Below are 26,297 nucleotides of genomic sequence, written 5' to 3'. Positions count from 1 at the left end.
AGGCGCGTGAACTACTGAGGAAGATTAACAAAAATGATGCGTATTGCTCTTTTCCTGATGACCAACCTGGCTGTGATGTTGGTATTCGGGCTGATTCTCAGCCTGACAGGGATCCAGTCAAGCAGTGTTCAGGGCCTGATGATCATGGCAGGCCTGTTTGGCTTCGGCGGTGCGTTTGTTTCACTGCTGATGTCGAAGTGGATGGCACTGCGATCGGTTGGCGGTGAAGTGATTGAACAGCCACGCAACGAAACCGAGCGCTGGCTGGTGGATACTATTGGCCGTCAGGCTCAGCAGGCGGGTATTGCGATGCCACAGGTGGCTATCTATCACGCACCTGACATCAACGCCTTTGCGACTGGCGCACGGCGTAACGCCTCACTGGTTGCTGTTTCAACCGGTCTGCTTCAGAACATGAGCCGTGATGAAGCGGAAGCGGTGCTGGCACACGAAGTGTCACACATCGCCAACGGCGACATGATCACCATGACGCTGATCCAGGGTGTGGTGAACACATTTGTGATTTTCGTTTCACGTATTCTGGCGCAGATCGCGGCGGGCTTTATGTCCGGCAACCGTGATGGTGAGGAGAGCAGCAACGGCAATCCGCTGGTCTATTTTGCGGTGTCGATGGTGCTGGAACTGGTGTTTGGTATTCTCGCCAGCATCATTACCATGTGGTTCTCCCGTCACCGTGAGTTCCATGCTGATGCCGGTTCAGCGAAGCTGGTGGGGCGTGAGAAGATGATTGCGGCGTTACAGCGCCTGAAAACCAGCTACGAACCCCAGGAGCCGAGCAGCATGATGGCGTTCTGTATCAACGGTAAAGGTAAATCGTTCAGCGAGCTGTTTATGTCGCATCCGCCGTTAGATAAGCGTATTGAAGCACTGCGCAGCGGTCAGTATCTGAAGTAGCGTTCAGCAGAGCAAAAAAGGCGACCCTGGGTCGCCTTTTCTGTTTAGAAACCATAATCAGACTGAATCTGACAGCAATATCTTAGCTCAACATGTAGGGAACCCGTGCAGAGGAGGAAAGCGTCCCGCGCCATGGATGGTGCGGGCCGACCGTCATGGATGACAGAAGTCTTTCCGATCTGACCGGGTTCCCTGTGAAGGCTCGGCCTTACAGCGAATCGGGTCACACTCTGTCAGGTGGTCGCCTTTTCTGTTTCTGCCATCAGGCGCGAGTCTGCGTCATCCGCGACACACTGACCAGCGCGGCCACGGCGGCAAAGCTGCCCGCCAGCAGCAGTGAAGCGTGCGTCCCGTGTTCATCAAACAGATTAAACATCAGCGCGACCAGCGCGGCCCCCATACTCTGGCCCAGCAGGCGGGCGGTGCCCAGCATACCGCTGGCGCCGCCGCTGCGATGACGTGGAGCGGAAGTGACGATAGTGTGGTTGTTGGGTGACTGAAACAGCCCAAAACCGGCACCGCACAGCATCATGCGCCAGATAATATCGCCATCACCCGGGTTTGCCGGAAGCCAGGCGAGCAGAAACAGCCCCAGGGCGAACATGGCCAGCCCGATGCCGCCCAGCAGCCCGGCATGTACCCGTTCAATCAGCCGGCCGGCAATCGGCGCAAACACCATGGTTGCCAGCGGCCAGGGCGTCAGCAGTAAACCGGTTGCCACCTCATTACGATGCAGGACGTTTTGCAGAAAGAAGGGCAGCGAGACCATCGCCAGCATCTGCGCGCAGAACGAACAGACCGACGTCCCCATCGACAGGCTGAATACCGGGATACGCAGCAGATCAACCGGCAGCAGCGGCACCGCCATATTTAACTGACGACGAATAAAGAACCAGCCCACAACCAGCAGAGCAATGACCTCCGACAGCACCAGCAGATGACTCTGTCCCTGTGCAAATCCGCTCAGCGCAGAGATGATGAGACCAAAGAACAGGGCGTTCATGATCGCGCTGGGAACATCAAATTTCTGTGCCGTCGCTTTCTGCGGATTATCAGGCAGTGTGCGCAGCGCCAGCCAGAGCGCAATGGCACCCAACGGAACGTTAATCAGAAACAGCCATTTCCAGCTTGCCACCGAAAGAATCGCTGCGGCGGCCGTCGGGCCTGCCGCGGTTGAAACCGCCACGACCAGCGAGTTTATCGCCATGCCGCGTCCCAGATGACGCTGCGGATAGATAATGCGTATCAGCGCGGTATTTACACTCATCAGCGCTGCACCCCCTAATCCCTGCAGCACGCGGGCAAAAGTCAGCATGGTCAGCGTGGTGGAGAAAGCGCAGAACAGCGAGGTGGCAATAAACAGCGCCAGGCCCGCCTGATAGACGCGGCGATAACCCAGCATGTCGCCCAGAAAGGAGAGCGACAGCAGCGAGACGATAATCGCAATCTGATAGGCATTCACTATCCAGATCGACTGCGCCGGGCTGGCATTAAGTTCACGCGAGATAGTGGGCAGGGCGACATTGGCAATCGCGCCATCCAGCACCGCCATGGTGATGCCCAGTGCAATGGTCACGATTGCCATATAGCGCTGACGCGCGGGTAATCCATCCTGAGGAGGAGAGAGAGTCATAAGTTAATTACTAAAGAGAGTGAATATCATCATGCTAATGAAATTAACGCTGAAATACAGCGATCAGACGGATAAAAAACTGTCTTTAAATATGACGTAATGGTTAAAGCATTGCTGCCTTCGTGTGCCTCACTCTATACTGACAGTCCGTTCCATTTTTTTTGAAACAGGTTTAACAAGGTGCGCGATGTCCTCTGCTGAAAATGATAAACAGCCCGATTCCGTCTCTTCGGTACTTAAAGTGTTCGGCATCCTGCAGGCGCTGGGTGAAGAGCGCGATCACGGTATTACTGAGCTCGCGCAGCGCGTGATGATGTCAAAAAGCACCGTCTATCGTTTCCTGCAGACCATGAAGTCGCTGGGTTATGTCACGCAGGAAGGTGAGAGCGAGAAGTACTCACTGACACTGAAGCTGTTTGAACTGGGCGCTAAGGCACTGCAGAACGTCGATTTAATCCGCAGTGCGGATGTACAGATGCGGGAGCTTTCGCGCCTGACCAAAGAGACCATCCATCTTGGGGCGCTGGAAGAGGACAGCATTGTCTACATCCACAAAATCGACTCACTCTATAACCTGCGTATGTATTCGCGCATTGGCCGTCGCAATCCGCTGCATACCACTGCGATTGGAAAAGTTTTGCTCGCCTGGCGCGATCGCAGCGAAGTCGAGGAGATCCTGCGGGATGTCGAGTTCAAACGGAGCACGGCTAATACGCTGTTAAGTGCGGAGGCGCTGATTACGGCGCTGGATCAGGTGAGAACGCAGGGCTATGGTGAAGATAACGAAGAGCAGGAAGAGGGCTTACGCTGCCTCGCTGTACCGGTATTTGACCGTTTTGGCGTGGTGATTGCGGGACTGAGTATCTCTTTTCCCACCATTCGCTTTTCAGAAGATGCCCGACAGGATTACGTGGCCATGCTGCATCGGGCGGCCCGTTCGCTCTCCTCAGAGATGGGCTATCACGACTACCCGTTCTGAAAACAGCGGGCCTGTGGCCCGCTGTTTTGCTAATTATCGATCACTTCTCCGCTTTTTTTCAGCAACGGACAATCAGTCACGCCAACTACACCACTGTCAGTATGCAGATACTGCGCGCTGATCACGCCGCGGGCGGTCAGATAGCTGCACTGCAGGCCGAGTCCGGCGGCATTTTTAGTACTGCCGGTTAATACGCCATAGCCGGTAAACAGCATCGCCAGCCAGATCACCGCCAGCAAGCCTACCGTACGAATAAACAGTTTCATCATGTCTCCTTGTGAAAGATAACTCAGCGCTCCACCTGGTGTCGCCGGTCATGATGATATCAGCATGCCTCGCTTTTCTGGTGGGATCGATCAGAGATAACTGAAACGGCAAAATCTGCATTGATGTTAACCCCATTATCTTTTGCGATGGCTACAGGTAGAATGAGCAGTTGCCATGTTCTGGCATTTCCACTGAGTTTTACGAGGCAGTTATGAATGAGTTAGCCGCAAATTCGGGCCCACTGGTCAGCTATGGCCTGCTGGTCATAATTTTGATTGTGGCGTTTATCGCCTGGTTCTTTGTTAATCGTGCCAGCGTGCGCGCCGGTGAGCAGATCCGCTTACTGGAATCGTTGCTGGAAGAGCAGAAGAAGCAGAATCAGCTGCTGCGCCGTCTGATTGAGATGCAGCCAGGGGCAGAGAGTAAAAAAACCGATGACGATCGGGAGAAACGCGACTTTATCCGGTTGATTCCGGAACGATAATCACAGCAGAGAGGCGGGATGGTCTGGAAAAATCCGTGGTATGACAGCAGCAAAGCGCATCACACGCCCGAGGGATTCTGCAATCCTGAACCGGAACGGCGCAAGCCGGGTGATCTGCAGCGCTGGCGCAGGGAGCGCAAAGCACAGGGGCTGCCTCTGCCGCCGCAGCAGGGCTACGGGGCTTTCACCGACCAGTGGTGGCAGCCCGCCGATATCAGCGGCAGTGATGATCGCATCTGGTGGCTGGGACATGCCGCCGTGCTGCTGCGGCTGAACCAGCAATATATTCTGATCGATCCCGCACTCTCGTCACGCGCCTCGCCGCTCTCGTTTGCCGGGCCGCAGCGAAAAACGCCAGCGCCGCTCCGCATCGCTGATCTGCCGCGTCTGGATGTCGTGCTGATTTCACATAACCATTATGATCATCTTGATCGGCCGACGGTTAAAGCGATCGTCCGGCGTTTTCCGCAGGCGACCTTTATCGTGCCGCTGGGCCTGGCTAAATGGTGCAGGGCGCAGGGCGTCAAACAGGTCCATCAGCTCGACTGGTGGCAACCGTTTATTGTCGGCGACCTCTGTTTTGATGCGGTGCCGGCCCGTCACTGGAGTATGCGAACGCCGCGCGATCGAAACCGTTCGCTCTGGTGCGGCTGGGTTGTGCGTTCTGCGTCCGTACGTTTCTGGTTCTCGGGCGACAGCGGTTACAGTGATAGCCTGCTGGAGATTACAGCCCGACTTGGGCCATTCAGCCTGGCGGCGTTGCCGATTGGCGCTTATGCACCTGAATGGTTTATGGCGGGGCAGCATATGAACCCCGATCAGGCGGTGGCGCTGTGGCAGGCAGCAGGCAGGCCGCTGACGCTGCCCATTCACTGGGGCGTATTCGAACTGGCCGATGAATCGCTGGATGCGCCACCGAAAGAACTGGCGGATGCACTGCTGCGGGCAAACGAGAGAAATAGCAGTTTCGCACCCTGGCGAATAGGCGAGAGCCGCGGGCTGAATAAGTGTACCCAGGAATTATCTTAAAGAGCCCCGGGATAAACATAAGCCCGATTTTTATTATCTGATATCAATTTTTTAAATCAAAAGTTAAATTCTTAATAAGTAAAACCAGCTTCGTTGCTTTTATTTGGAGCAAGGCTGGTGCCGGGCTCCTGCTTTTGGTGCACAAAACGTGTTATTTGTACGAAATAAAACGCGCTGTACAGGATTGACACCGGATTGTTGATATCTTTAGCTTTTAGCGCTTCGCTTATTCATTCTGTTATTGCCATATTTGTGAAATATTAATTTCTTATGGTATCCATTGGGTTAGACCCGACAACAGAGGCCAGAGAGGGTGCTGGTCGCGCTTGGGCTTTATTTGTACGGGCATTTGTAAACGCCACAGAACAGGCAATGTGAGCCTTCTGGCAATTATGTGCGCAGGCTCGCTGAGGTCATTAAAAATGGCTTGCCATTATTTTTAGGATATGTGATAACAAATCCTGAGTTAAACGAGGTACAGCTCTGTTTATGCATGGCATCTTCAGTAAAGAAGGACGAGTAAAGACGTTGACGTTGAATACCGCTTCCTTGCCGAACCTTAATTAGTGCCTCATGCAGTAATGTCTCTGGTTTTTCTGTAAGACAGCCTCCGGGCTAAATAAACATCTAAAGGAATTTGCAAAATGGCAAAGATTAAAGGTCAGGTTAAGTGGTTCAACGAGTCTAAAGGTTTTGGTTTCATCACCCCTGCTGACGGTAGCAAAGATGTGTTCGTACACTTCTCAGCTATTCAGGGCAATGGTTTCAAAACCCTGGCTGAAGGCCAGAGCGTCGAGTTCGAAATTCAGGACGGCCAGAAAGGCCCGGCAGCTGTTAACGTTACAGCTATCTGATTCAACTCCGCCTCGGTGCATTGCACCCTGACATGAAATCTCAAAGCCCTGGCTTCTCAGCCGGGGCTTTCTTTATGCTTCCGATGCGTAAACGTTAAGGTTACACTGCGCCGCGTTATCTGATGCCGGAGCACTCTATGTCGTTGATTTGCCCTCTTTGCCACACGCCTCTCACCTTCACTGCGCGCAGCTGGTGCTGCGAGAATCGCCATCGGTTTGATCAGGCGAAAGAAGGGTATGTCAATCTGCTGCCCGTTCAGCATAAACGGTCGCGTGAACCGGGTGACAGTGCAGAGATGATGCAGGCACGACGTGAATTTCTTGAGGCAGGCTACTACCAGCCGCTGCGTGATCGGGTCGTCAGCCTGCTTGCGCCCGCGCTGAGCCAGCCGGCGTGTAAAATCCTGGATATCGGCTGTGGCGAAGGTTACTACACCGCCGCACTGGCTGACGCGGCAGGCGAGGCCGGGCAGGTCTATGGACTGGATGTCGCCAGAATGGCGATCCGGCTGGCAGCAAAGCGCTATCCGGCGGTGCGCTTCTGCGTCGCCTCCAGCCAGCGCTTACCCTTTGCCGATCACGCCCTGGATGCGGTTGTCCGAATTTACGCACCCTGCAATGAAGCGGAACTGGCCCGCGTGCTGAAGCCGGGTGGCCTGGTACTGACCGTGACGCCGGGCCCGCATCATCTGCAGCAGTTCAAGGCGCTGATTTACCGCGAAGTGCAGTTGCATGTGCCGGAACAGAAAGAGTATCCCGGATTCCGGCAGGTGGCTCAGCACGCGCTGCGTTACCCGATGGCATTAACCGGCGCAGCCGCGACGACCCTGCTTCAGATGACGCCGTTCGCCTGGCGGGCGCGGGAGGAGGTCTGGCAGACCCTGCAGCAGAGCGAGCAGTTCAGCTGTGATGCTGACTTTACCCTGACTATGTGGCAGCGCGACTAACGCGCCTCCACCAGGGTGTTATAGATGCGCTCCAGATCGTCGAGTTGCTGCACTGCGATCAGCAGCCGACGCTGTTCCAGCTGAATGACCAGAATGCCATCCTCTGAGAGATTCATGCTCTGAATCCGCCGGTAATCGATCCAGATACCGGCGTAAAATAACCCCTCACTTTTCATCAGCAGCGTGGGCTTTCGCAGCCAGAATAACCAGAACGCCAGAAAACTCAGCACCATCAGCAGCGAGGTGGTGAGCTGCGGGCCGTGATGGCTGACGTTGTTCCACAGCAGGATCAGCAGCAGGCCGATGAAAATCAGGCTATCCAGCTTATGCTGCCTGCGCAACGCAACCCGTAAGCGGGTCGGACCGTGACGACGCGGCAGAATCGCCTCATGATAAATGGCAAACCCCATCAGGGCGGCAATACAACACGCAATCAGCGCATCGGTTAATGACATCATATCTACCTCAAACAGGGTGAGCTCAGCCGGTTGTGGCTCAGCTCACCACGCTTAAAAGCCGGGAGCGCAGGCTCCCGGCCGGGTGAAATTACAGACCGAGCAGGCCGATCCAGTAACCAAAGATACCGATGGCAAAGAAGCCGACGATAATCCACAGCGCATTCACTTTACGGCGTAACAGCCACATACAGCCAAAGGTCAGCAGCAGCGGCACCACGCCCGGCATCAACTGGTCGAGGATCGACTGTACGGTGGTGACGGTGGTTTTACCGGTCGAGTCGGTAATACGTGACACCACCAGCGGGATGTTAACGTGTGTCCACTTGTTGACCAGCGCCCCCATGACAAACAGGCCGAGAATCGACGCGCCCTCCGTGAGTTTCTGCAGGAAACCGCCGCCCATATCACTGACGATATCGATCCCTTTGCGATAGCCATAGGCCACGCCGTAGTAGCGGGTCAGCAGGCGTGCCAGGTTAAACAGCACAAAGAAGAGCAGCGGACCCAGCAGACTGCCACTCATGGCGATACCGGCGCCCAGCGCGGCAAACACCGGGCGCACGGTGCCCCAGAAGATCGGGTCGCCGACACCAGCCAGCGGCCCCATCAGGCCAACTTTAAGGCCGTTAATCGCGCCATCGTCAATCGGTGCGCCGTTTGCACGCTGCTCTTCCATCGCCATAGTAACGCCCAGGACGGGCGCAGCCACATAAGGATGGGTATTAAAGAACTCCAGATGACGCTTGATCGCCTGCTTACGCTCATCATTGTTCTCAGGATAGAGACGGCGGATCACTGGCACCATTGAGAAGCAGAAGCCCAGCGCCTGCATGCGTTCAAAGTTCCATGACCCCTGGAACAGGTTAGAGCGCAGAAAGACGGCGCGAACATCACCGGGTGTCAGTTTCTTTTCGACTTTCGTAATATCAACCATGTGCTCACCTGTTCCTTAATCGAGTTCGTTATCAAGATCGTTTGCGGTCGCAGCACCTGTTGGTGCGCCCGCCACACGGTTGTATTTCGGGCTGAGCTGAATGTAGAGCACCGCCATGACCACGCCAATGACGCCCAGCGCCACCAGGTTAAAGTTGGTGAAGGCCGCGGTGACGAAGCCAAGGTAAAAGAACGGCATCAGGTAGCCTGCGCGCATCATGTTAATGACCATCGCGTAACCGACCACCACAATCATGCCTCCGGCGATATTCAGGCCGTTGGTAACCACGTCCGGAATAGAGCTGAGTAAGGCGTGAACCGCACTGGTGCCAACCGAAATCGCCACAATCAGCGCCGGGATGGCGATACGCATCGCCTGTAACAGCAGGGCAGAGACATGGATCCAGGAGATGGCCGTGAGGTTACCTTTTTCGGCGGCTTTGTCAGCCGCATGCTGGAAGGCGACGGTCAGCGTACGCACGATAATGGTCAGTACCTGTCCGGCGGCGGCCAGCGGAATCGCCAGCGCAATACCGGCACCCACACTTTGACCGCCAGCGATAACCAGGATGGTAGAGATAATGGAGGCGAGGGCGGCATCAGGGGCAACGGCGGCACCGATGTTCATCCAGCCCAGCGCAATCATCTCCAGCGTACCGCCGATAATAATGCCGGTTTTCATGTCACCCAGCACCATGCCAATCAGGGTACAGGCCACCAGCGGGCGGTGAAACTGGAACTCATCCAGAATCGACCCCATACCGGCAATACAGGCGACAATAAAAATCAAAATAATTTGTAGCGAGGTTATTTCCATCATACTTCTTGTCCTCAGCAGGATAACAAAAACGAGCCCGGAAACGCAGGCGCAGAAGTGCTTCTGTTACGCGTTAACTTTCGCGATCAGATCCATCATTTTCAGTTTCTGGTCACTGGAAACTTTACGCACTTCCAGTTCAATATTGCGTTCATTGAGTTTGCGGAATGCGGCGATATCTTTTTCATCGACCGAAACCGCATTGTTGACCTGGGTTTTCCCCTGGCGGAACGCCATCCCGCCGATGTTGACGGTTTTAATGTCGACACCCTGTTCCACCACGCGCAGGACATCGGTAGGGTTGGTAAACAGCAGCATTACGCGATCCTGACCATACTTCGGGTTGTTCCACACCCGCACCATCTTATCGACATCCACCACATGCGCCGTAACGCCGGGTGGGGCGACCTGCGTCAGCAGGGTTTTGCGCACATGGTCGTTGGCCACTTCATCGCTGACCACGATAATGCGCTGAACGTTGGTCTCTTTTGTCCAGCGTGTCGCCACCTGCCCATGAATCAGGCGGTCATCAATGCGCGTCAGCCCGATTTTCATGTGGTCGCCGGGCGCCATCGGCTTAGCCGGTTGCACCGCAGCAACTGGTTTCACCGCGGCTGGCGCTGGCGCTTCTTCTTTGGCTTTCAGGGCCTTGACCCCTTCACGGCCGGTCTCCACCGCTACGGCGACCAGCTCGTCAAAACCGGGATTGTCATCGCGCGCCATCAGGGTTTCGACCAGCATCGGGATATTGACCCCGGCGATGACCTCATACTGCGGTTTGTCGACCACAATGCGACTGGCCGCATTAAACGGACTGCCACCCCAGGTATCGACTAAAAACAGGACTCCCTGCGTCGTATCCAGTTCGGCCAGTCGTGTCTGATATTTTTCAATCAGCGTTTCTGCATTTTCACCGGGGACAAAATCTATCCAGCCGACATTGTCCTGCTCGCCTAACAGCATTTCTGCTGTTTTCAGCAGTTGTTCCGCTGCCCAGCCGTGTGTACCAATTACTATCGCAATGGTCACGTGCTACCTCCGTTCGCTAGAGATGCTCATCTGAGTAAATGAACTGTGTTGAATTGCTTTGATGATCTGTTTAACCGGATGATTCGAATTATGGGTATAGCGTCGAAAAAACATGGGTTAACGACGTCAAGGCGATAAAGTCGCGATTTATTTTAGTGATCGAAAAAATAAATTATGTGATGGCTGTCAGCTATTCATCTTGTGAAGCGGCCAGTTACCTTTTTTATGCGCCTGATCATCTGACAGGCAGATTGTAAAAATAGGAAAATTTTTTGACGCACTTCGCCGACCTGATACATTAACGTTCTGTTTATTACTCAGGAGTAACGGGCTTCAGCCCACCTTTATGGATCGTCACCGACGTCGCTTAATCTGTTCTTTGCGCCTGCTGGCGCGTCACCCTTCGCCTCACGGCGTTTTCACCGCTTTCCCGACTACCTGCATGTCACGCTTTGCTGCGCTGATGAGCAGCACCGCGATCTGTTCCCTGTTCTGGAGTCATAAATAATGGAATTTTTATTCGACCCCTCAATCTGGGCAGGTTTACTGACGCTCGTGGTGCTGGAAATCGTGCTGGGCATCGATAACCTGGTGTTTATTGCCATTCTTGCCGACAAACTGCCGCCGAAGCAGCGTGATAAAGCACGCCTGATTGGCTTGTCACTGGCGCTGGTCATGCGTCTGGGTCTGCTGTCGCTGATCTCCTGGATGGTAACGCTGACAACGCCTCTCTTTAGCGTAGGCGGTTTCAGCTTTGCCGGTCGTGATTTAATTCTGCTGGCGGGTGGTCTGTTCCTGTTGTTTAAGGCGACGATGGAGCTGCACGAGCGGCTGGAGAACCGGCAGCTCGACGGATCCGGTAATCGGGGATATGCCAGTTTCTGGGCTGTCGTGACGCAGATTGTGGTACTGGACGCCGTCTTCTCGCTGGATGCCGTGATTACCGCCGTGGGTATGGTGAACCACCTGCCGGTGATGATGACCGCCGTGGTGATTGCGATGGGTGTGATGCTGCTGGCGTCTAAGCCGTTAACCAATTTTGTTAACGCACATCCGACCGTGGTGGTGCTCTGTCTGAGCTTCCTGCTGATGATCGGTCTGTCGCTGGTGGCAGAAGGCTTTGGCTTCCATATTCCTAAAGGCTACCTCTATGCGGCGATTGGCTTCTCGATTCTGATTGAGCTGTTCAACCAGGTTGCACGTCGTAACTTTATCCGCCATCAGTCAAATCGCCCGATGCGTGAGCGCACCGCCGAAGCGATTTTACGCCTGATGGGGGGCCGCAACCGTGCTCAGACCGCCAGCAATGGCAACACCAGCAGCAGCGAAGAGGCTGCGCTGGCGGAAGCGATGCCGCAGGAAGCGTTTAAAGATGAAGAGCGCTATATGATTAATGGCGTGCTGACGCTGGCTTCCCGCTCGATTCGCAGCATCATGACGCCACGCGGTGAAATCTCCTGGGTCGATGCGAATCGTCCGGTAGATGAGATTCGCGGTCAGCTGCTTGATACGCCACACAGCCTGTTCCCGGTCTGTCGGGGTGAACTGGATGAAATTGTCGGCGTAGTGCGAGCCAAAGAGTTGCTGGTGGCGCTGGAGCACGGTGTGGATGTGGCAACGTTTGCGGCCAATACACCGACTATCGTGGTGCCGGAGACGCTGGATCCGATCAACCTGCTTGGCGTACTGCGTCGTGCCAAGGGCAGTTTCGTGATTGTCACCAATGAGTTTGGTGTGGTTCAGGGTCTGATTACCCCGCTGGACGTGCTGGAAGCGATTGCGGGTGAATTCCCGGATGAAGATGAAACACCCGATATCATTGCGGATGGCGATGGCTGGTTAGTAAAAGGGGGGACCGATCTGCACTCGCTGCAGCAGTTGCTCGACTTCCATGAACTGGTCGATCCGGCTGAAGACCACGCCTCGCTGGCGGGCCTGTTGATTGAGCAGAAAGGGCAGTTACCGCTTCCTGGTGATGTGATTGATATCACTCCGCTGCATTTCCAGATTATCGAAGCGACCGACTACCGCATCGATCTGGTGCGTGTCACTAAAGATAAACCGCATGACGAGGATGAAGAGGGTTAATCGTTCTCGTTGAGGCAGAGGCGCTGCCGGGTTGACCGGCCCCGCTGAATTTCTCCGACAGCCGCTGGCTTAACGCCGCGGCTTTTTTTATCTGTGGCGCAATGTCATCAGGCAAGGCGAAACGGGGCTCAGGCTACTGTCACTTGCGCGCATCCGCCTGATGCTGCGCCAGCCACGCCGGGAAGTCCTGTAGCGGCATCGGTCGGGCAAAATAGTAGCCCTGCAGATGATCCACGCCGCGTTCGCGCAGATAGGCCGCCTGCTCAGCCGTCTCCACGCCTTCGGCCACCAGACTGATATTCAGGCGCTGGGCCAGCGAAATCACCATATCCGTCACCGTGGCATTAATCGCGTCAGTGCCGATGGCTGCGGTGAAAATCTTGTCGATTTTCAGCACATCCGGCTGAAGATCTTTCAGGTAGGAGAGGGAGCTGTGACCAGTGCCAAAATCATCAATCGCCAGCCGGACACCGATGTCGTGCAGTTGCGCAATCACCGACTGGTCCACGACCGGCAGGGCATCCCGCTCGGTAAGCTCCACCACCAGTTTCGGCACCGGATGGGCAGGCCACCACAGGTTTTGCAAATCCTCAAGAATGGCACGGTCGCGGAAATGGCTGGCAGCAACGTTAATGGCGATATGGAAAGCGGGATCATCAGGCAGCTGCGGTAGCTGTCTCACCACCTCATTCAGCACAAACCGTGTCAGTGGCTTAATCAGATTCTGTCGCTCGGCCAGCGGAATAAAGACATCCGGCGCAATCCAGCCCTGGCGGGCATTATGCCAGCGCAGCAGTAACTCTATACCGTCGCACTCGCCACTTTTGGTGTTGATCAGTGGCTGGCAATAAACCATAAACTCACGGGCCGTAATGCCATAACTGATTTGCCAGCTCAGGCTCATGCGATTTGCGGTCGCCAGCCAGACGATGTAACCCATAAGCAGACTCAGCAGCAGCGCCAGCGGAAGCTGTGAGGGAAGCGTTGCCAGTGCCAGCCGGGTCGGGGAGGGGCCATAGAGCGTCAGCGTGAACGGGTAGCGCAGCGAGCCCTGCTCATAGCCCACTTCATCATCTGCCGGTACCGTTGACTCTATCAGGGGATTACCATACTCCAGGCTCTCCCCGTTGACGTTAAAGACGGCGCGCTCTACCCAGGGCAACTGCGGCTCCAGCAGATAGTTGCTCATCATTTCAATATTGATTACCTGCAAAATCCCGGAGCGGTTATCCAGGCTCTTTGGCGTCCACAGTAGTAAAATGGGCGAGCCTTTCAGCAGATAATCATCGGTTGCCAGGGTCATGCGCTGACTGTTAAAGGCTAAGTCGGGGTAGGTCTGGCTAAACGCGATGGTGCGCGATCCATAGATACTGGAGCAGTAGAGCACGTCGTTATCCACCAGCAGGATCGCCCGGACTGTCTGCAGTGAAGATATTTTTTCAATGAGTGGAAAGCGAACATCCTGACAGGGGACGCCGACCAGACCCAGCGTATTATTGGCTGAAACCTCAAGCGGTGAAAACATCCGGTCAAACCGCATAATCGCTTTATCGGCGAAATCCATCGCCTGCTGCTCAATACGAGACTTCTCTTCGATATAGCGAAAGGCCAGGGTTAATATCAGCACCACGGTGGCGATCGACAGTGCTATCAGCAAACGCTTGCGCCTGAACTGTCCAACATATTGCTGGGCCATAAACATCAGTGTCCACCTTCCCAAAAAGCCAGTAAAAAGCAAAACATAACGGGGTGAGTATCGGCACGGTCAGATCAACATTGAGGCCGGGATGCAGAAAAGCGGGTCTGGAAAGTTGCGCAAGCCGGACGGCTGCGCGGAAATCACTCTACCGGTTAAACCTGCGCTGAGATAGCGCAGGAGGCGGATTTTATTACGTTTGCCCGTTTTTTAGACAGTCAATCGTTTCGATTAATCACACTGAACTTTAATCGCCAGGCCACCACGTGAAGTTTCACGGTATTTGGCGTTCATATCTTTGCCGGTTTCATACATTGTCTCAATGACCTTATCCAGCGAGACGCGGGGTTCGCTGGTGCGACGAAGTGCCATTCGCGCCGCGTTAATCGCTTTAACCGAGGCGATAGCATTACGCTCAATGCAGGGCACCTGAACCTGACCGGCTACCGGGTCACAGGTCAGTCCAAGGTTATGTTCCATGCCGATTTCAGCCGCCACGCAGACCTGCTCCGGACTGCCGCCCAGCAGTTCAGCCAGACCGGCCGCCGCCATAGAACAGGCGACGCCCACTTCACCCTGGCAGCCCACTTCCGCGCCTGAAATAGAGGCGTTCATTTTATACAGCACGCCGATGGCGCCAGAGGCGAGGAAATAGCGCAGGAAAATATCGGGTGTCACCGGCTCAATGAAGTGATCGTAGTAAGCCAGCACCGCAGGCACGATACCGCAGGCACCGTTAGTTGGCGCGGTGACCACCCGGCCGCCCGCGGCGTTCTCTTCGTTGACGGCCAGCGCATACATATTGATCCAGTCGATAACAATCATCGGGTCGCTGGAGTGTTTGTCGGAAGAGGTCAGCAGGCGACGCAGGGAGGCGGCGCGGCGCGGCACGCGCAGTGGCCCCGGCAACACACCTTCGGTATTCAGACCGCGGTCGATACAGGCCTGCATCGTCTGCCAGATGTTAGTGAAATAGGCATGGATCTCGTCACGGCTGTGCAGCGCCAGCTCATTTTTCATCACCAGACCTGAGAGTGACAGGCCGGTTTCACGACAGTGAGCCAGCAGATCTTTGGCGGAGTGGAACGGCCAGGGCACAGAGACTTCATCCAGTGCCGACTGCCCGAAGTGCTCTTCATCAACAATGAAACCGCCGCCAACGGAGTAATAGGTTTTTGACAGGATCAGCAGGTCGCCGGCAAACGCGAGCAGGCGCAGGCCATTTTCATGTAGCGAGAGGTTCTCACTGCGAAATACCATGCCGCCTTCGCGCGGGAAATCCACCTCATGCGCGCCTTTCGCCAGCAGCAGGCGCTCGCGCTGCTCAACATCTTTAATAAAGGCGGGGATCGCATCAATATCCACCGTGTCCGGCGATTCGCCCGCCAGACCCATAATAATGGCGATATCAGTGTGGTGGCCTTTGCCGGTCAGAGAGAGAGAACCGTAAACATCCACGGCGATCCGGGTGACCTCCTGCAGCTTTTCCTGTTCGCACAGCAAATCCACAAACTGTTTACCTGCTTTCATCGGGCCGACAGTATGCGAACTTGAGGGGCCGATGCCCACTTTGAACATGTCGAAAACACTAATCACAGGTGACACTCCTCACAATTATTCTCAGTCTGCCGGGGCAGTTTATGGCGCTAATAGTAATGGTCATGCACCAGGAAAGAGCAGCTTTTCGCATGAAATAAACTTATTAAAACCGATAGAAAAAATTATAGCGCAGCGCGTCAGTAACCTGACGGGCCGGAGAGAGAAAAATGCGAAAGGTTTCAGAATGCGATCTGAGAACTCAGTGATCGGATAATACCCGCGGTCATGCCCCACACCAGATAATCCTGATAACGCGACAGCCAGACCGGGTGGCGAATGCCAGCCCGATGCACCTCCAGCGCGCTGTAGCGGCTGAGCTGTAATGCCTCGGCCAACGGCATCTCAAAGGCGCTGCTGACTTCATCCGGATTAATCGTTAACTGCAGATCGGCCGGAATGATCCCCAGTACCGGCGTTACCTGAAAGCCGGTGCTGCTGGTCACGGCGGGCAGCGCGCCCAGTATCTCGACCTGATGTGGCCCGATGCCAACCTCTTCATGCGCCTCACGCAGTGCCGTGGCGATGAGCGATGCGTCAGTGTCATCCTGCATCCCGCCGGGAAAGGCGACCTGTCCGGCGTGTTTTCGCAGAGCGTGTGAGCGCTGTGTCAGCAACAGACCCGGTTCTGGCCGTGCCACAATCGGCACCAGCACCGCTGCATGGCGTCCGGATAGCGACTGCGTGCTGCGGGCTGGCTGCTGTAACAGAAAACGGCTGCGAAAATCATCAAGCGTCAGGGCCAACTGAACCTCCGGTCTGTTCCAGTGCCGGTAAGATCCGGCTGACTTTGTCGAGTGTTTCCTGATACTCGGCGGCGGGATCGCTGTCTGCCACAAGCCCGCCGCCCGCCGCACAGTAGAGCTGCTGACCTTCGGCGATCAGCGTGCGAATGGTAATACTGGTATCCATCCGGCCACACAGGCTGAGGTAACCGATGCTGCCGCACCAGGCATTGCGCCGCTGCGGCTCCAGTTCATCAATAATCTCCATCGCCCGAATCTTGGGCGCACCGGTAATCGAGCCGCCCGGAAAACAGGCGCGCAGCAGATCGGTCGCCTGCAGGGTATCAGGCAGCAGCGCCCGCACCGTGCTCACCAGGTGGTGCACGGCGGGGAAGGGTTCAACCACAAACAACTCCGGCACAGTGACTGAGCCGGGTAGTGCGACGCGGCCAATATCGTTGCGCAGTAGATCGACAATCATCAGGTTTTCGGCCCGATCTTTTTCCGCATGGCGCAACGACTCAGCCTGTTGCGCATCAGCAATCGGGTCGTCACAGCGTGGCCGGGTGCCTTTGATCGGCCGGGCTTCGATCTGTTTATTATTCAGCGACAGAAAACGTTCTGGCGACAGACTGAGGATGGCACTCTCAGGCAGACGCAGAAAAGCGCTGAACGGCGCGCGGTTAGCCGCATTGAGTACACTGAACGCCTGCCACTCATCCCCCTGATAACTGGCCTGAAAACGTTGCGCCAGATTAACCTGATAACAGTCACCCGCCTGAATATAGGCCTGAACCGCGGCAAAGCGCACAGCGTAATCGGCATAGCTCAGGTTGGAGCGCCAGCGGCTGGTCAGTGAAAAGGGCACGGCCTCGCGCGCCGGCCATTGCGCCAGCCAGGCGGCGCGATCTTCAGCGCTATTTAACGCTACCAGCGTCAGGGTTTGCTGATGATGATCGGCAATCAATGCCCAGTCATAGATACCCACCGCCATGTCAGGCGTGGTGAGATCGGCTGCGGCCTGCTGAGGCAGCGACTCAAACCGGCGGCCCAGATCATAACCAAACAGGCCCAGCGCACCGCCCTGAAACGGCAGTGCATCGCTGGCAGCCGGCGTCACACCCAGCGCGTCACACTGCTGCTGCACCAGCAACAGGGGATCGGCGGTCGATTCGGTCGTACCGGTCGCGTCGCTGACGGTAGTGACTGCACCACGGGTCACCAGGGTCGCGCGGGGGGCGGCGGTCAGAATATCAAAGCGGTTGTCGCTGTGGTTCGCCTGTGCAGAGGAGAGCAGCATTGCCCAGGGCAGATGGGCAAGCGGGGCAAAACGCTGAGTCAGCGCATCCGGGGTATAATCAAGACTGAGGGTTTCAACAATCATCGGGCAGAGAAATCAGAGAGCAAAGAGGCGGTCAGACTGCCATATTTTTTCATGACTGGCACCTGTTAGTTCCGCGTGGGATACTGTCTGCCCCAAAGCAGGAGTGAAACATGTTTATAGGAATACCGGCTCTCTCACATGAGCAGCAGCAGCAGGCCGTCGAACGTATTCAGGAATTGATGGCGGGTGGTTTGTCGAGCGGTGAAGCGATTACTCAGGTGGCACAGGAGATCCGACAAAATCACAAGGGCGAACGGATTCGGGCGCTATTCGAAGACGAAGATGAAGAAAACGAAAAAGAATAACGCCCGGCCTGCTTAACGTGCAGCGATAATTTTAATTTCGATTTTGTACTTCGGGTTCAACAGGCCGGCCTGAACCGTGCAGCGCACTGGCGCATTACCTGGAGAGACCCATGCGTCCCATGCGCGGTTCATGGCAGGGAAATCGGCCTTATCCACCAGAAACAGCGTTGCATCAAGGATTTTGCTTTTATCGCTACCGAGCCGTGTCAGAATCGCATCAATTACTGCCAGCGCATTGGCTGTCTGCGCTTCTGCGTCGGCATCCAGATTCTCAGGCACACTGGTGTAATAGATCGTGTCGTTGTGGATTACGGCTTCGGACATGCGATGTTCCGGATCAATGCGGGTAATACTCGTCGGTTTCTCCCTGGTTAATTGCGCCTTAGCCTGACACACTCCTGACATCGCTGTCACCTGTTAGCCTTACAGGCAGCGCTCAACAATTCCTTGTCTGTCCGCCATCACCTGAGGCGCCATCCTGAACGTCGTGAAATATTTCACATCCGCTCCTTTACGGTGGGGTGAAATATCCGCAAAAATCGAATCTTCCCAGGTAAAGACGCTGATCCCGCTGCCATCAGGCTGGGTGTGGGTGGTGTTATCTCTGGCAATGACGCTGGTGGTGGACCAGCCGCGATAAATACAGTCGCTGAGCTGAGGGACGGTGCGGGTACTTTGACCCTGAAAAACAGGCTGCTGCAGACGAGCCTGATCAGGCGTGGGTGCCTGGCAGCCGCAGAGCAGCAGCACGCCAGCCACAGAGCCGATGCGGAAATAGTTCATACATTCCTCCGCCTGAGTCAGGCAGTCGGGTTAGGGCCATCTGCTTAACACTGCCTGAACAGCGGCAATGTTAAACCCGTCTCAGCACGTCAGCCTACGAGTGCCACACCCCAACGGTAAGCTGATTTAATCATTATAATCCGCGCGTTTATTTACTCGCTGCGTTCCTCTGCATTTGCTAACTGCATCACACTGTCACACTGTCACGCTGACCGCGTTTAGATGGGTGTTCCTGACCTTGTCTGCAAATGGCGTTAACCGGCGGGCAGTGCCACAGAATTGAGGACACTGCCAGCTTAAAAATGTTATAAATCAGCCGAAGGTTAGCGCCACAGGATGAGGATTAGAGCATGGCGAATACGCAGTATCTGTTTTGGGTTATGGCTGGCGCACTGACGCTGCTGTTTATTGTGATTGCGGCGTTTGTGGGTTTGTCCAAAGGCACTAAGCAGGGAGTAATCACCTTTGCGGTGTTGTTCATCATCATGCTGGCAGGCGCACTTTACATACACCATTAGTGTTGCGCGGTGAGGTCATTTTCAGTCTCTTACAGCAATTTTACGTTTGGCTCACATTTCAGGCGAAAAATATGCGACCGGTATGACGGTTAACTATGCTCAGTTGAAATAGCAGCACTGCTATTTATCACCGGAGGTAATTATGTCTGAACGTCCTGATTACGATGAACCGCTGCCAGATGATGCTGAGATCTATCCGGAAGATGAAGAAGAGGATGAGGAGAACGAGCCGTCAGAAAAGGATGTTTAGCCGCCTGTAACGGCTGACTGACGAAGTGTCTGTCTTCTGAGTTAATCTTACACCGCAAAACCGCCAGTCGCGCAGTTTTGCGGTTTCTCACATTATGCGCCTTCACTTCGCCTCTCTTTGCGCTGTTTCAGCCTTAAACCGCTGATGGCACCGTAGCTTAAATTGACGATCCCTGAATTTCAGCAGGCAGATCAATTTCCTCAGATAAACGTCACAGATAATCCGCTTAATTACAGTAATTTAATCAAAAATGTTAATTAAATTAACATCGATGAAAATTATAAACTCTTTATTCATTCTGATTTTGATTAACCGCATTTTGTCACCTTGCTGACTCAGCAGTGAGCGGAATAGTATCCCTGCCGTCAATAAGCTGATAAAGCAGGGATAAAAATGAAATTACCAAAAATGTTAAGTCTGGTTGTGGCGCTTTCTACCCTCAGCGTAGCCGATGCGGCGGAACCGCACTGGACGTACGAAGGCAAAGCTGGCCCGGAACACTGGAGCGAACTGACCAGTGATTTCCACATCTGCCACGAAGGTAAGTCCCAGTCGCCAATCAATATTAAAGACCCGATTGAGGGACATTTACAGGCACTCGATCTGGCCTACCATACGTCTGCTGAGAAGGTGATCAACAATGGTCACACGATTCAGGTGACCGTTGACGAAGAAGATGATTTTGTACTGGATAGTGAAAAGTTCACGCTACGTCAATATCACTTCCATACGCCGAGTGAGAACCAGATTAATGGGCACACCTTTCCCCTTGAAGCCCACTTTGTCCACAGCAAAGAGGATGGCGATCTGGCCGTGGTTGCGGTGATGTTTGAGGTCGGTAAAGAGAACCCGGCGCTGGCGCCATTGATAGCGGCTATGCCGAAAAAGGAAAACCAGCAGGTCACCATTAATCGCCAGGTGAATTTACGCGATCTCTTTCCGGAAGATCTGCACTATTATCGTTTCAGCGGCTCTCTGACGACGCCGCCCTGCAGCGAAGGGATTCGCTGGCTGGTGATGAAACAGCCGGTTACGCTCTCTCAGGCGCAGCTCGACGCTTTTAAACAGGCGCTGAAAACCACCAACAATCGTCCGTTGCAGCATCTCAATGGGCGCATGATTGTAGAGTAGTTACAGCGATTTCTGCTTCCTTTCGTTGTGCGACTCTCCATCAGGCATCCCGGTGCAGCGAGCGCTTCTCTTCAGGCGGCCACGTGCCGCCTTTTTCTCATCTTTAAGACGCGATCCTGATTCACTGACTGCCACACTCATAACGGGTAAAAATAGATAAAGCATTGATAATTATCAATTTTGCTTTGTTGATCCAATACTGACATAATTACAGTGTTTTTGCCGTTCTTAGTGAGGGTATGTGGCAGACGATTTTGCAGTGGATGGCGCGCTGGCGCTGGCGATCGCAGGCTTTAAGCCGCGTGAAGCACAGCGTGAGATGGCGCAGGCGGTATCTGAAGCCGTAAAACAGCAGGGAGAACTGGTGGTCGAGGCCGGTACCGGCACCGGAAAAACTTATGCTTACCTGGCTCCCGCTCTGCGGGCCGGTAAAAAAGTAATTGTCTCCACCGGATCCAAAGCGCTGCAGGATCAGCTCTATGGCCGCGATCTGCCTACGATGATCAAGGCGTTGAAGTTCAAAGGCAAAACTGCCTTGCTGAAAGGGCGCTCCAACTATCTCTGTCTGGAGCGCATGGAACAGCAATCGATGGCGGGCGGCGATCTCACCGCGCAGGGGCTGACCGATCTGGTGACGCTGCGCAGCTGGTCGTCACAGACGGAAGATGGCGACATCAGCAGCTGCGCGGGCGTGACCGAAGACAGCCCGGTCTGGCCGCTGGTCACCAGCACCAACGATAACTGCCTCGGCACTGACTGCCCGCGCTATAAAGAGTGTTTTGTGGTCAGGGCGCGTAAACGCGCTATGGACGCCGATGTAGTAGTCGTGAACCATCATCTTTTTCTCGCCGACCTGGTGGTGAAAGAGGGTGGCTTTGGTGAACTTATTCCCGAAGCTGATGTGATGATCTTCGACGAAGCTCATCAGTTACCCGATATCGCCAGTCAGTATTTTGGTCAGCAGCTCTCCAGCCGCCAGTTACTCGATCTTGCCAAAGATATTATTACCGCCTACCGCACCGAAGTGCGTGATGCCCAGCAGCTGCAGAAATCTGCTGACCGTCTGGCGCAGTGCGCGCAGGATTTTCGCCTGTCATTAGGCGATCCCGGCTATCGCGGTAACCTGCGTGAACTGCTGAGCGATAACAACATCCTGCGGATGTTTACGCTGCTGGATGATGCGCTTGAGCTCTGTTACGACGTTATCAAACTCTCACTGGGCCGTTCAGCCCTGCTGGATGCCGCCTTCGAGCGCGCCGCGCTCTACCGCGGACGGTTAAAACGGCTGCGGGCGATTAACGAGCCAGGCTACAGCTACTGGTATGAATGTACTTCACGTCACTTTATCCTGGCGCTGACGCCGCTCTCGGTGGCAGAACGCTTCCGTGAAGTGATGGATAATCGTAAGGCTGCCTGGATCTTCACCTCAGCCACCCTGGCGGTGGATGAGAAAATGGCCCACTTCGCCGAACGGCTGGGTGTGAATGCAGCAAAAAGCCTGATTCTGAACAGCCCGTTCGATTTTGCGAAGCAGGCGTTGCTCTGCGTACCGCGCAATCTGCCTGAGCCTAACCGTCCCGGCGGCGCACGCCAGCTGGCCGCCATGATGAAGCCGCTAATTGATGCCAATAAAGGCCGCTGTTTCTTTCTCTGCACGTCACACCTGATGATGCGTGAGCTGGCCGCAGAATTCCGCGCCTCAATGACGCTGCCGGTACTGGTGCAGGGTGAAACCAGCAAGGGGCAGTTGCTGAAACAGTTCATCGATAAAGGCAATGCCCTGCTGGTGGCGACCAGCAGTTTCTGGGAAGGCGTGGATGTGCGGGGTGATGCGCTGTCGCTGGTGATCATCGATAAACTGCCGTTTACCTCACCGGAAGACCCATTATTAAAAGCCAGAATGGAAGATTGCCGGATTCGTGGCGGCGATCCCTTTACGGATGTGCAGCTGCCGGATGCGGTGATCACCCTGAAGCAGGGCGTGGGACGTTTAATCCGCGATACAGACGATCGTGGCGTACTGGTCATTTGCGATCAGCGTCTGGTTTCACGTCCTTATGGCGCACTGTTTCTCAATAGTCTGCCGCCGACGCCGCGCACCCGGGACATTGCCCGTGCCATCGCCTTTATCCGCCAGCAACCCGAAACAGACGCGTAATTTTATGCTAAGATGCGCGCCGTTTTCTTTCTTCTGAGGTAGTCATGTCAGCCCGAATTTTAGCGCTGGATACGGCGACAGAAGCCTGTTCAGCCGCCTTGCTGAATCAGCAACAGATTGATGCCCGATTCGAAATTGCCCCGCGCGATCATACCCAGCGTATTTTACCGCTGATCGAAGAGCTACTGCTGGCGCAGCAGCTGGAACTGACCGATCTGGACGCGCTCGCCTTTGGTCGTGGCCCTGGCAGTTTTACCGGCGTGCGGATTGGTATTGGTATTGCGCAGGGCCTGGCACTGGGCGCTTTATTGCCGATGATCGCGGTTTCCACGCTGGCAACGCTGGCGGAAGGCGCATGGCGTCTGCACGGCGCTACCCGGGTATTAACCGCTATTGATGCGCGGATGGGCGAGGTCTACTGGGCCGAATATCAGCGTGATGAACAGGGTGCCTGGCAGGGTGAGGCCAGCGAAAGCGTGCTGTCGCCCGAAGCGGCACTGGCACGGATGCAGGCGCTCTCTGGCGAATGGATGACCGCAGGCACCGGCTGGCCGGCTTATCCTGCCCTGCAGCAGGGGCACGAGCTAACCCTGAACGCCAGTGACGTTACGCTGCCCGCTGCAGAAGATATGCTGCCGCTGGCGACCCTTGCTCTGGCGCAGGGGAAGACGCTGTTGCCGGAAACGGCGGAGCCCACTTATCTGCGTAATGAAGTCGCCTGGAAAAAATTACCTGGCCGGTAAAATGCACGCAACTTATTGTTATGCGTCCAGTCTAACTCTTTACCTAACGGGAGAACGTCTATGTCGTCAATGTGTGGTAAAGGGCTTTCAGGTCTGTTGGTGACCTGTGTGCTGGCGTTAACCGGTTGTGTCTCCATTCCTGACACGCTGCAGGGCAGCTCACCTCAGCCGCAGCAGGATCTGTTGCGGGTCATGAGCGATCCTTCGCTCTTTGTCGGGCAGGAATCGCGCTTTGGCGGCAAGGTAGTGAATGTCACTAACCTGAACGGCAAAACCCGGCTTGAGATTGCTGCACAGCCGCTGGATGATAGCGCCAGACCGCGTCTGGGTGCGGCCTCGGTCGGTCGGATTTATGCCGATATCCGCGGTTTTGTTGATCCGGTGGATGTCAGAAATCAGTATGTTACGGTTCTGGGTACCCTGAAAGGGACAGAGCAGGGCAAAATTGGCGAGGCGGATTACAAATTTGCGGTCATTGATGTGCGTGGTTATCAGCGCTGGCGACTCACCCAGCAGGTGACAGCACCCCCCCAGCCGATGGATCCCTGGATCTGGTATGGTCCGACCCGCCATCGCGGCGGATACTGGGGCCCGAACCCTTACTGGGGAATGATGAACAGTGGGCCGGCAGAGGTGCAGACCATTCTGACTGAGTAAGTCCAAAAACTTTTAATTATCAGCCCGGTCGCGGTGCTCGCTGCCGGGCTTTTTATTTGCCTGTTTTATCAGCACGAAATTTAGTGATGCACTTCGCAACCTCAACATGCCAAAACAGGCAAGCTGGTACAATCAGTTAAAATATTGTTAACAAACCAGATTGGCTGAGGCAGCGATGGAAATACAACATAATTATCGGGGTGGATCCTTGAATAAGGTTTGGCTGAAACGCTACCCGGCAGATGTGCCTGCCGAAATAAGTGCAGATCGTTACACCTCACTGGTGGATCTGTTTGAGCAGGCCGCAAAACGCTACGCCGATCAACCCGCGTTCCTGAACATGGGTCAGAAGATGAGTTATCGTCAGCTGGAAGAGAAGAGCCGCGCTTTTGCCGCCTATCTTCAGCAGCAGCTGGGCCTGAAAGCGGGTGACCGGGTGGCACTGATGATGCCGAATTTACTGCAGTATCCGGTGGCCCTGTTTGGTGTGTTGCGTGCGGGTATGGTCGTGGTCAATGTCAATCCGCTCTATACGCCGCGCGAGCTGCAGCATCAGCTCAATGACAGTGGGGCCAGTGCGATTGTCATTGTCTCAAATTTTGCGCACACGCTGGAAAAAGTGGTTGCGAAAACCGCTGTGCGGCACGTTATCCTGACCCGGATGGGCGATCAGCTGGCACCGATCAAAGCGACGCTGGTTAACTTTGTCGTTAAGTATGTGAAGAAGCTGGTGCCCAAATACCATCTGCCCGGGGCAATCTCATTTCGCCACGTACTGGAAGTCGGCGAAACGCTCAATTATCAACGCCCGACGGTTTCCAATGACGATCTCGCCTTCCTGCAATATACCGGTGGCACTACCGGCGTGGCCAAAGGGGCGATGCTGACCCATCGCAACATGCAGGCGAATCTTGAACAGACCCGGGCGACCTACGGCAAAGTGCTGCGCGACGGTAAAGAGTGTGTCGTCACCGCGCTGCCGCTTTACCACATCTTCGCTTTAACGGTGAATGGCCTGCTTTTTCTGGAGCTGGGCGGTCAGAATCTGTTGATTACCAATCCGCGCGATATCCCCGGCTTTGTAAAAGAGCTGGGGAAATTTCCATTTACCGCTATTACCGGCGTGAACACGCTGTTTAACGCGCTACTCAATGATGAGCAGTTCAATAAACTCGATTTTTCAACGCTGCGTCTTTCTGCCGGTGGCGGAATGGCGGTGCAGAAAGTGGTGGCCGAGCGCTGGGAAAAACTGACCGGACACTATCTGCTGGAAGGCTATGGCCTGACAGAGTGTTCTCCGCTGGTGTCAGTCAATCCCTATGACATCAGCTGTCATACCGGCAGTATCGGTCTGCCGGTGCCCTCGACCGATGTGCTGATTCTGGATGATGCCGGTAATGAAGTCCCTCCCGGTGAACCGGGCGAACTTTGCATCAGCGGCCCGCAGGTGATGCTGGGCTACTGGCAGCATCCGGAAGCGACAGCGGAAGTGCTGAAAAATGGCTGGCTCCACAGCGGTGATATTGTTACCGTTGACCAGGAAGGCTTTATTCGCATCGTTGACCGCAAAAAAGATATGATTCTGGTATCAGGTTTTAATGTCTATCCGAATGAAATCGAAGACGTGCTGATGCAGCATCCTAAAGTGCGTGAAGCCGCGGCTATCGGTGTGCCCAGCGATCTTTCTGGCGAAGCGGTCAAAGTCTGCATCGTGAAAAAAGATGCATCGCTGACCAAAGAAGAGGTGCTCGATCACTGTCGCCGTCAGCTGACCGGTTACAAGGTGCCGAAAATCATTGAGTTTCGTGATGAGTTGCCTAAAACCAACGTCGGCAAGATCCTGCGGCGAGAGCTGCGCGACGAGGCGAAACCCGGCGCGAGCTGAATCCGGGCAGAAATTGAGGTTGAACGCCGGCAT

At 54.9% G+C, this 26,297-nt stretch carries 26 protein-coding genes and 1 pseudogene; 15 read left to right on the top strand and 12 right to left on the bottom strand.

The window, feature by feature from the left end; all coding sequences use genetic code 11:
* The first annotated feature begins 33 nt into the window (after positions 1-33).
* Positions 34-915 (top strand): protease HtpX, encoded by an 882-nt coding sequence (gene htpX / locus AC0T7J_RS02990; RefSeq protein WP_003852678.1) that lies wholly within the window; start codon positions 34-36, stop codon positions 913-915.
* A gap of 262 nt (positions 916-1,177) precedes the next feature.
* Here htpX and AC0T7J_RS02985 read toward each other — a convergent pair whose 3' ends face one another.
* Entirely contained in the window at positions 1,178-2,548 is a 1,371-nt protein-coding gene (locus AC0T7J_RS02985; protein ID WP_473792047.1) for an MFS transporter, read from the bottom strand.
* 187 nt (positions 2,549-2,735) lie between these two features.
* Here AC0T7J_RS02985 and kdgR point away from each other — a divergent pair, with 187 nt between their 5' ends.
* A complete protein-coding gene (gene kdgR / locus AC0T7J_RS02980) occupies positions 2,736-3,527 on the top strand; it encodes a DNA-binding transcriptional regulator KdgR (protein ID WP_062757806.1) in 792 nt (263 codons plus the stop codon).
* Between the two features lie 29 nt (positions 3,528-3,556).
* Here kdgR and AC0T7J_RS02975 read toward each other — a convergent pair whose 3' ends face one another.
* Positions 3,557-3,793, bottom strand: a complete 237-nt coding sequence (locus tag AC0T7J_RS02975) for a YobH family protein (protein ID WP_010258788.1) — start codon at positions 3,791-3,793, stop codon at positions 3,557-3,559.
* Positions 3,794-4,005: 212 nt separating this feature from the next.
* On the opposite strand from AC0T7J_RS02975, the gene AC0T7J_RS02970 reads away from it, so the two are divergent.
* From AC0T7J_RS02970 to rlmA, 5 genes and pseudogenes are all read left to right on the top strand, one after another.
* The gene (locus AC0T7J_RS02970; RefSeq protein ID WP_010258793.1) at positions 4,006-4,278 is read left to right on the top strand and encodes a YebO family protein; all 273 of its coding nucleotides are present in this window, start codon (positions 4,006-4,008) and stop codon (positions 4,276-4,278) included.
* Between the two features lie 18 nt (positions 4,279-4,296).
* The gene (locus tag AC0T7J_RS02965) at positions 4,297-5,307 is read left to right on the top strand and encodes an MBL fold metallo-hydrolase (RefSeq protein WP_473792045.1); all 1,011 of its coding nucleotides are present in this window, start codon (positions 4,297-4,299) and stop codon (positions 5,305-5,307) included.
* Between the two features lie 518 nt (positions 5,308-5,825).
* A pseudogene (locus tag AC0T7J_RS02960) lies at positions 5,826-5,870 on the top strand (DUF2627 domain-containing protein); the annotation flags it as partial.
* Positions 5,871-5,951: 81 nt separating this feature from the next.
* Positions 5,952-6,161 (top strand): transcription antiterminator/RNA stability regulator CspE, encoded by a 210-nt coding sequence (gene cspE / locus AC0T7J_RS02955; RefSeq protein ID WP_003852684.1) that lies wholly within the window; start codon positions 5,952-5,954, stop codon positions 6,159-6,161.
* A gap of 137 nt (positions 6,162-6,298) precedes the next feature.
* Positions 6,299-7,108: a 23S rRNA (guanine(745)-N(1))-methyltransferase gene (gene rlmA, locus AC0T7J_RS02950; RefSeq protein WP_473792043.1), complete on the top strand. Its 810-nt coding sequence runs from the start codon at positions 6,299-6,301 to the stop codon at positions 7,106-7,108.
* Here rlmA and AC0T7J_RS02945 read toward each other — a convergent pair.
* From AC0T7J_RS02945 to manX, 4 genes are all read right to left on the bottom strand, one after another.
* On the bottom strand, positions 7,105-7,563 hold the full coding sequence (locus AC0T7J_RS02945; protein ID WP_473793170.1) for a DUF986 family protein: 459 nt from the start codon (positions 7,561-7,563) through the stop codon (positions 7,105-7,107). The genes rlmA and AC0T7J_RS02945 overlap by 4 nt on opposite strands.
* A 91-nt stretch (positions 7,564-7,654) precedes the next feature.
* Positions 7,655-8,500: a PTS mannose transporter subunit IID gene (locus tag AC0T7J_RS02940; protein WP_031591381.1), complete on the bottom strand. Its 846-nt coding sequence runs from the start codon at positions 8,498-8,500 to the stop codon at positions 7,655-7,657.
* 15 nt (positions 8,501-8,515) lie between these two features.
* Positions 8,516-9,316, bottom strand: coding sequence for a PTS mannose/fructose/sorbose transporter subunit IIC (locus tag AC0T7J_RS02935; protein ID WP_010670765.1), 801 nt, complete (start codon positions 9,314-9,316; stop codon positions 8,516-8,518).
* 66 nt (positions 9,317-9,382) lie between these two features.
* Positions 9,383-10,345, bottom strand: coding sequence for a PTS mannose transporter subunit IIAB (gene manX, locus AC0T7J_RS02930; RefSeq protein ID WP_473792042.1), 963 nt, complete (start codon positions 10,343-10,345; stop codon positions 9,383-9,385).
* 507 nt (positions 10,346-10,852) lie between these two features.
* Between manX and AC0T7J_RS02925 the strand changes: the two genes are divergently transcribed.
* Positions 10,853-12,433 (top strand): TerC family protein, encoded by a 1,581-nt coding sequence (locus AC0T7J_RS02925; RefSeq protein ID WP_473792040.1) that lies wholly within the window; start codon positions 10,853-10,855, stop codon positions 12,431-12,433.
* Positions 12,434-12,572: 139 nt separating this feature from the next.
* On the opposite strand, the gene AC0T7J_RS02920 is transcribed toward AC0T7J_RS02925, so the two are convergent.
* The 4 genes from AC0T7J_RS02920 to pabB form a co-directional block, all read right to left on the bottom strand.
* A complete protein-coding gene (locus AC0T7J_RS02920) occupies positions 12,573-14,135 on the bottom strand; it encodes an EAL domain-containing protein (protein ID WP_473792039.1) in 1,563 nt (520 codons plus the stop codon).
* A gap of 225 nt (positions 14,136-14,360) precedes the next feature.
* On the bottom strand, positions 14,361-15,725 hold the full coding sequence (locus tag AC0T7J_RS02915) for an L-serine ammonia-lyase (protein ID WP_010260538.1): 1,365 nt from the start codon (positions 15,723-15,725) through the stop codon (positions 14,361-14,363).
* 182 nt (positions 15,726-15,907) lie between these two features.
* Positions 15,908-16,471 (bottom strand): CoA pyrophosphatase, encoded by a 564-nt coding sequence (locus tag AC0T7J_RS02910; RefSeq protein ID WP_473792037.1) that lies wholly within the window; start codon positions 16,469-16,471, stop codon positions 15,908-15,910.
* Positions 16,455-17,834, bottom strand: coding sequence for an aminodeoxychorismate synthase component 1 (pabB, locus tag AC0T7J_RS02905; protein ID WP_473792035.1), 1,380 nt, complete (start codon positions 17,832-17,834; stop codon positions 16,455-16,457). The genes AC0T7J_RS02910 and pabB overlap by 17 nt, the downstream gene beginning before the upstream one ends.
* Before the next feature lie 110 nt (positions 17,835-17,944).
* Here pabB and AC0T7J_RS02900 point away from each other — a divergent pair, with 110 nt between their 5' ends.
* The gene (locus tag AC0T7J_RS02900; protein WP_473792033.1) at positions 17,945-18,139 is read left to right on the top strand and encodes a YoaH family protein; all 195 of its coding nucleotides are present in this window, start codon (positions 17,945-17,947) and stop codon (positions 18,137-18,139) included.
* 12 nt (positions 18,140-18,151) lie between these two features.
* Here the strand turns inward: AC0T7J_RS02900 and AC0T7J_RS02895 are convergent, their stop codons facing one another.
* Positions 18,152-18,544, bottom strand: coding sequence for a RidA family protein (locus tag AC0T7J_RS02895; protein WP_473792032.1), 393 nt, complete (start codon positions 18,542-18,544; stop codon positions 18,152-18,154).
* An 18-nt stretch (positions 18,545-18,562) separates the two neighbouring features.
* Complete coding sequence (locus tag AC0T7J_RS02890) at positions 18,563-18,922, bottom strand: hypothetical protein (protein WP_473792030.1); 360 nt, start codon at positions 18,920-18,922, stop codon at positions 18,563-18,565.
* 350 nt (positions 18,923-19,272) lie between these two features.
* Here AC0T7J_RS02890 and AC0T7J_RS02885 point away from each other — a divergent pair, with 350 nt between their 5' ends.
* The 6 genes from AC0T7J_RS02885 to fadD all read left to right on the top strand — a co-directional run bounded on the left by AC0T7J_RS02885 (position 19,273) and on the right by fadD (position 26,264).
* The gene (locus AC0T7J_RS02885) at positions 19,273-19,440 is read left to right on the top strand and encodes a hypothetical protein (RefSeq protein WP_166673020.1); all 168 of its coding nucleotides are present in this window, start codon (positions 19,273-19,275) and stop codon (positions 19,438-19,440) included.
* Positions 19,441-20,083: 643 nt separating this feature from the next.
* Positions 20,084-20,821, top strand: a complete 738-nt coding sequence (locus AC0T7J_RS02880) for a carbonic anhydrase (RefSeq protein WP_473792028.1) — start codon at positions 20,084-20,086, stop codon at positions 20,819-20,821.
* 241 nt (positions 20,822-21,062) lie between these two features.
* Entirely contained in the window at positions 21,063-22,979 is a 1,917-nt protein-coding gene (locus AC0T7J_RS02875; protein WP_473792026.1) for an ATP-dependent DNA helicase, read from the top strand.
* A 44-nt stretch (positions 22,980-23,023) separates the two neighbouring features.
* Complete coding sequence (tsaB, locus tag AC0T7J_RS02870) at positions 23,024-23,722, top strand: tRNA (adenosine(37)-N6)-threonylcarbamoyltransferase complex dimerization subunit type 1 TsaB (RefSeq protein WP_473792024.1); 699 nt, start codon at positions 23,024-23,026, stop codon at positions 23,720-23,722.
* 60 nt (positions 23,723-23,782) lie between these two features.
* The gene (locus AC0T7J_RS02865; RefSeq protein ID WP_473792022.1) at positions 23,783-24,379 is read left to right on the top strand and encodes a Slp family lipoprotein; all 597 of its coding nucleotides are present in this window, start codon (positions 23,783-23,785) and stop codon (positions 24,377-24,379) included.
* 208 nt (positions 24,380-24,587) lie between these two features.
* Positions 24,588-26,264 (top strand): long-chain-fatty-acid--CoA ligase FadD, encoded by a 1,677-nt coding sequence (gene fadD / locus AC0T7J_RS02860; RefSeq protein ID WP_010670758.1) that lies wholly within the window; start codon positions 24,588-24,590, stop codon positions 26,262-26,264.
* Positions 26,265-26,297 lie beyond the last annotated feature (33 nt).

It is taken from the genome of Pantoea sp. E956-1 (assembly GCF_982223955.1).
The sequence above is the reverse complement of the archived record's forward strand: the minus strand, read 5'-3'. Positions and strand labels throughout refer to the sequence as shown.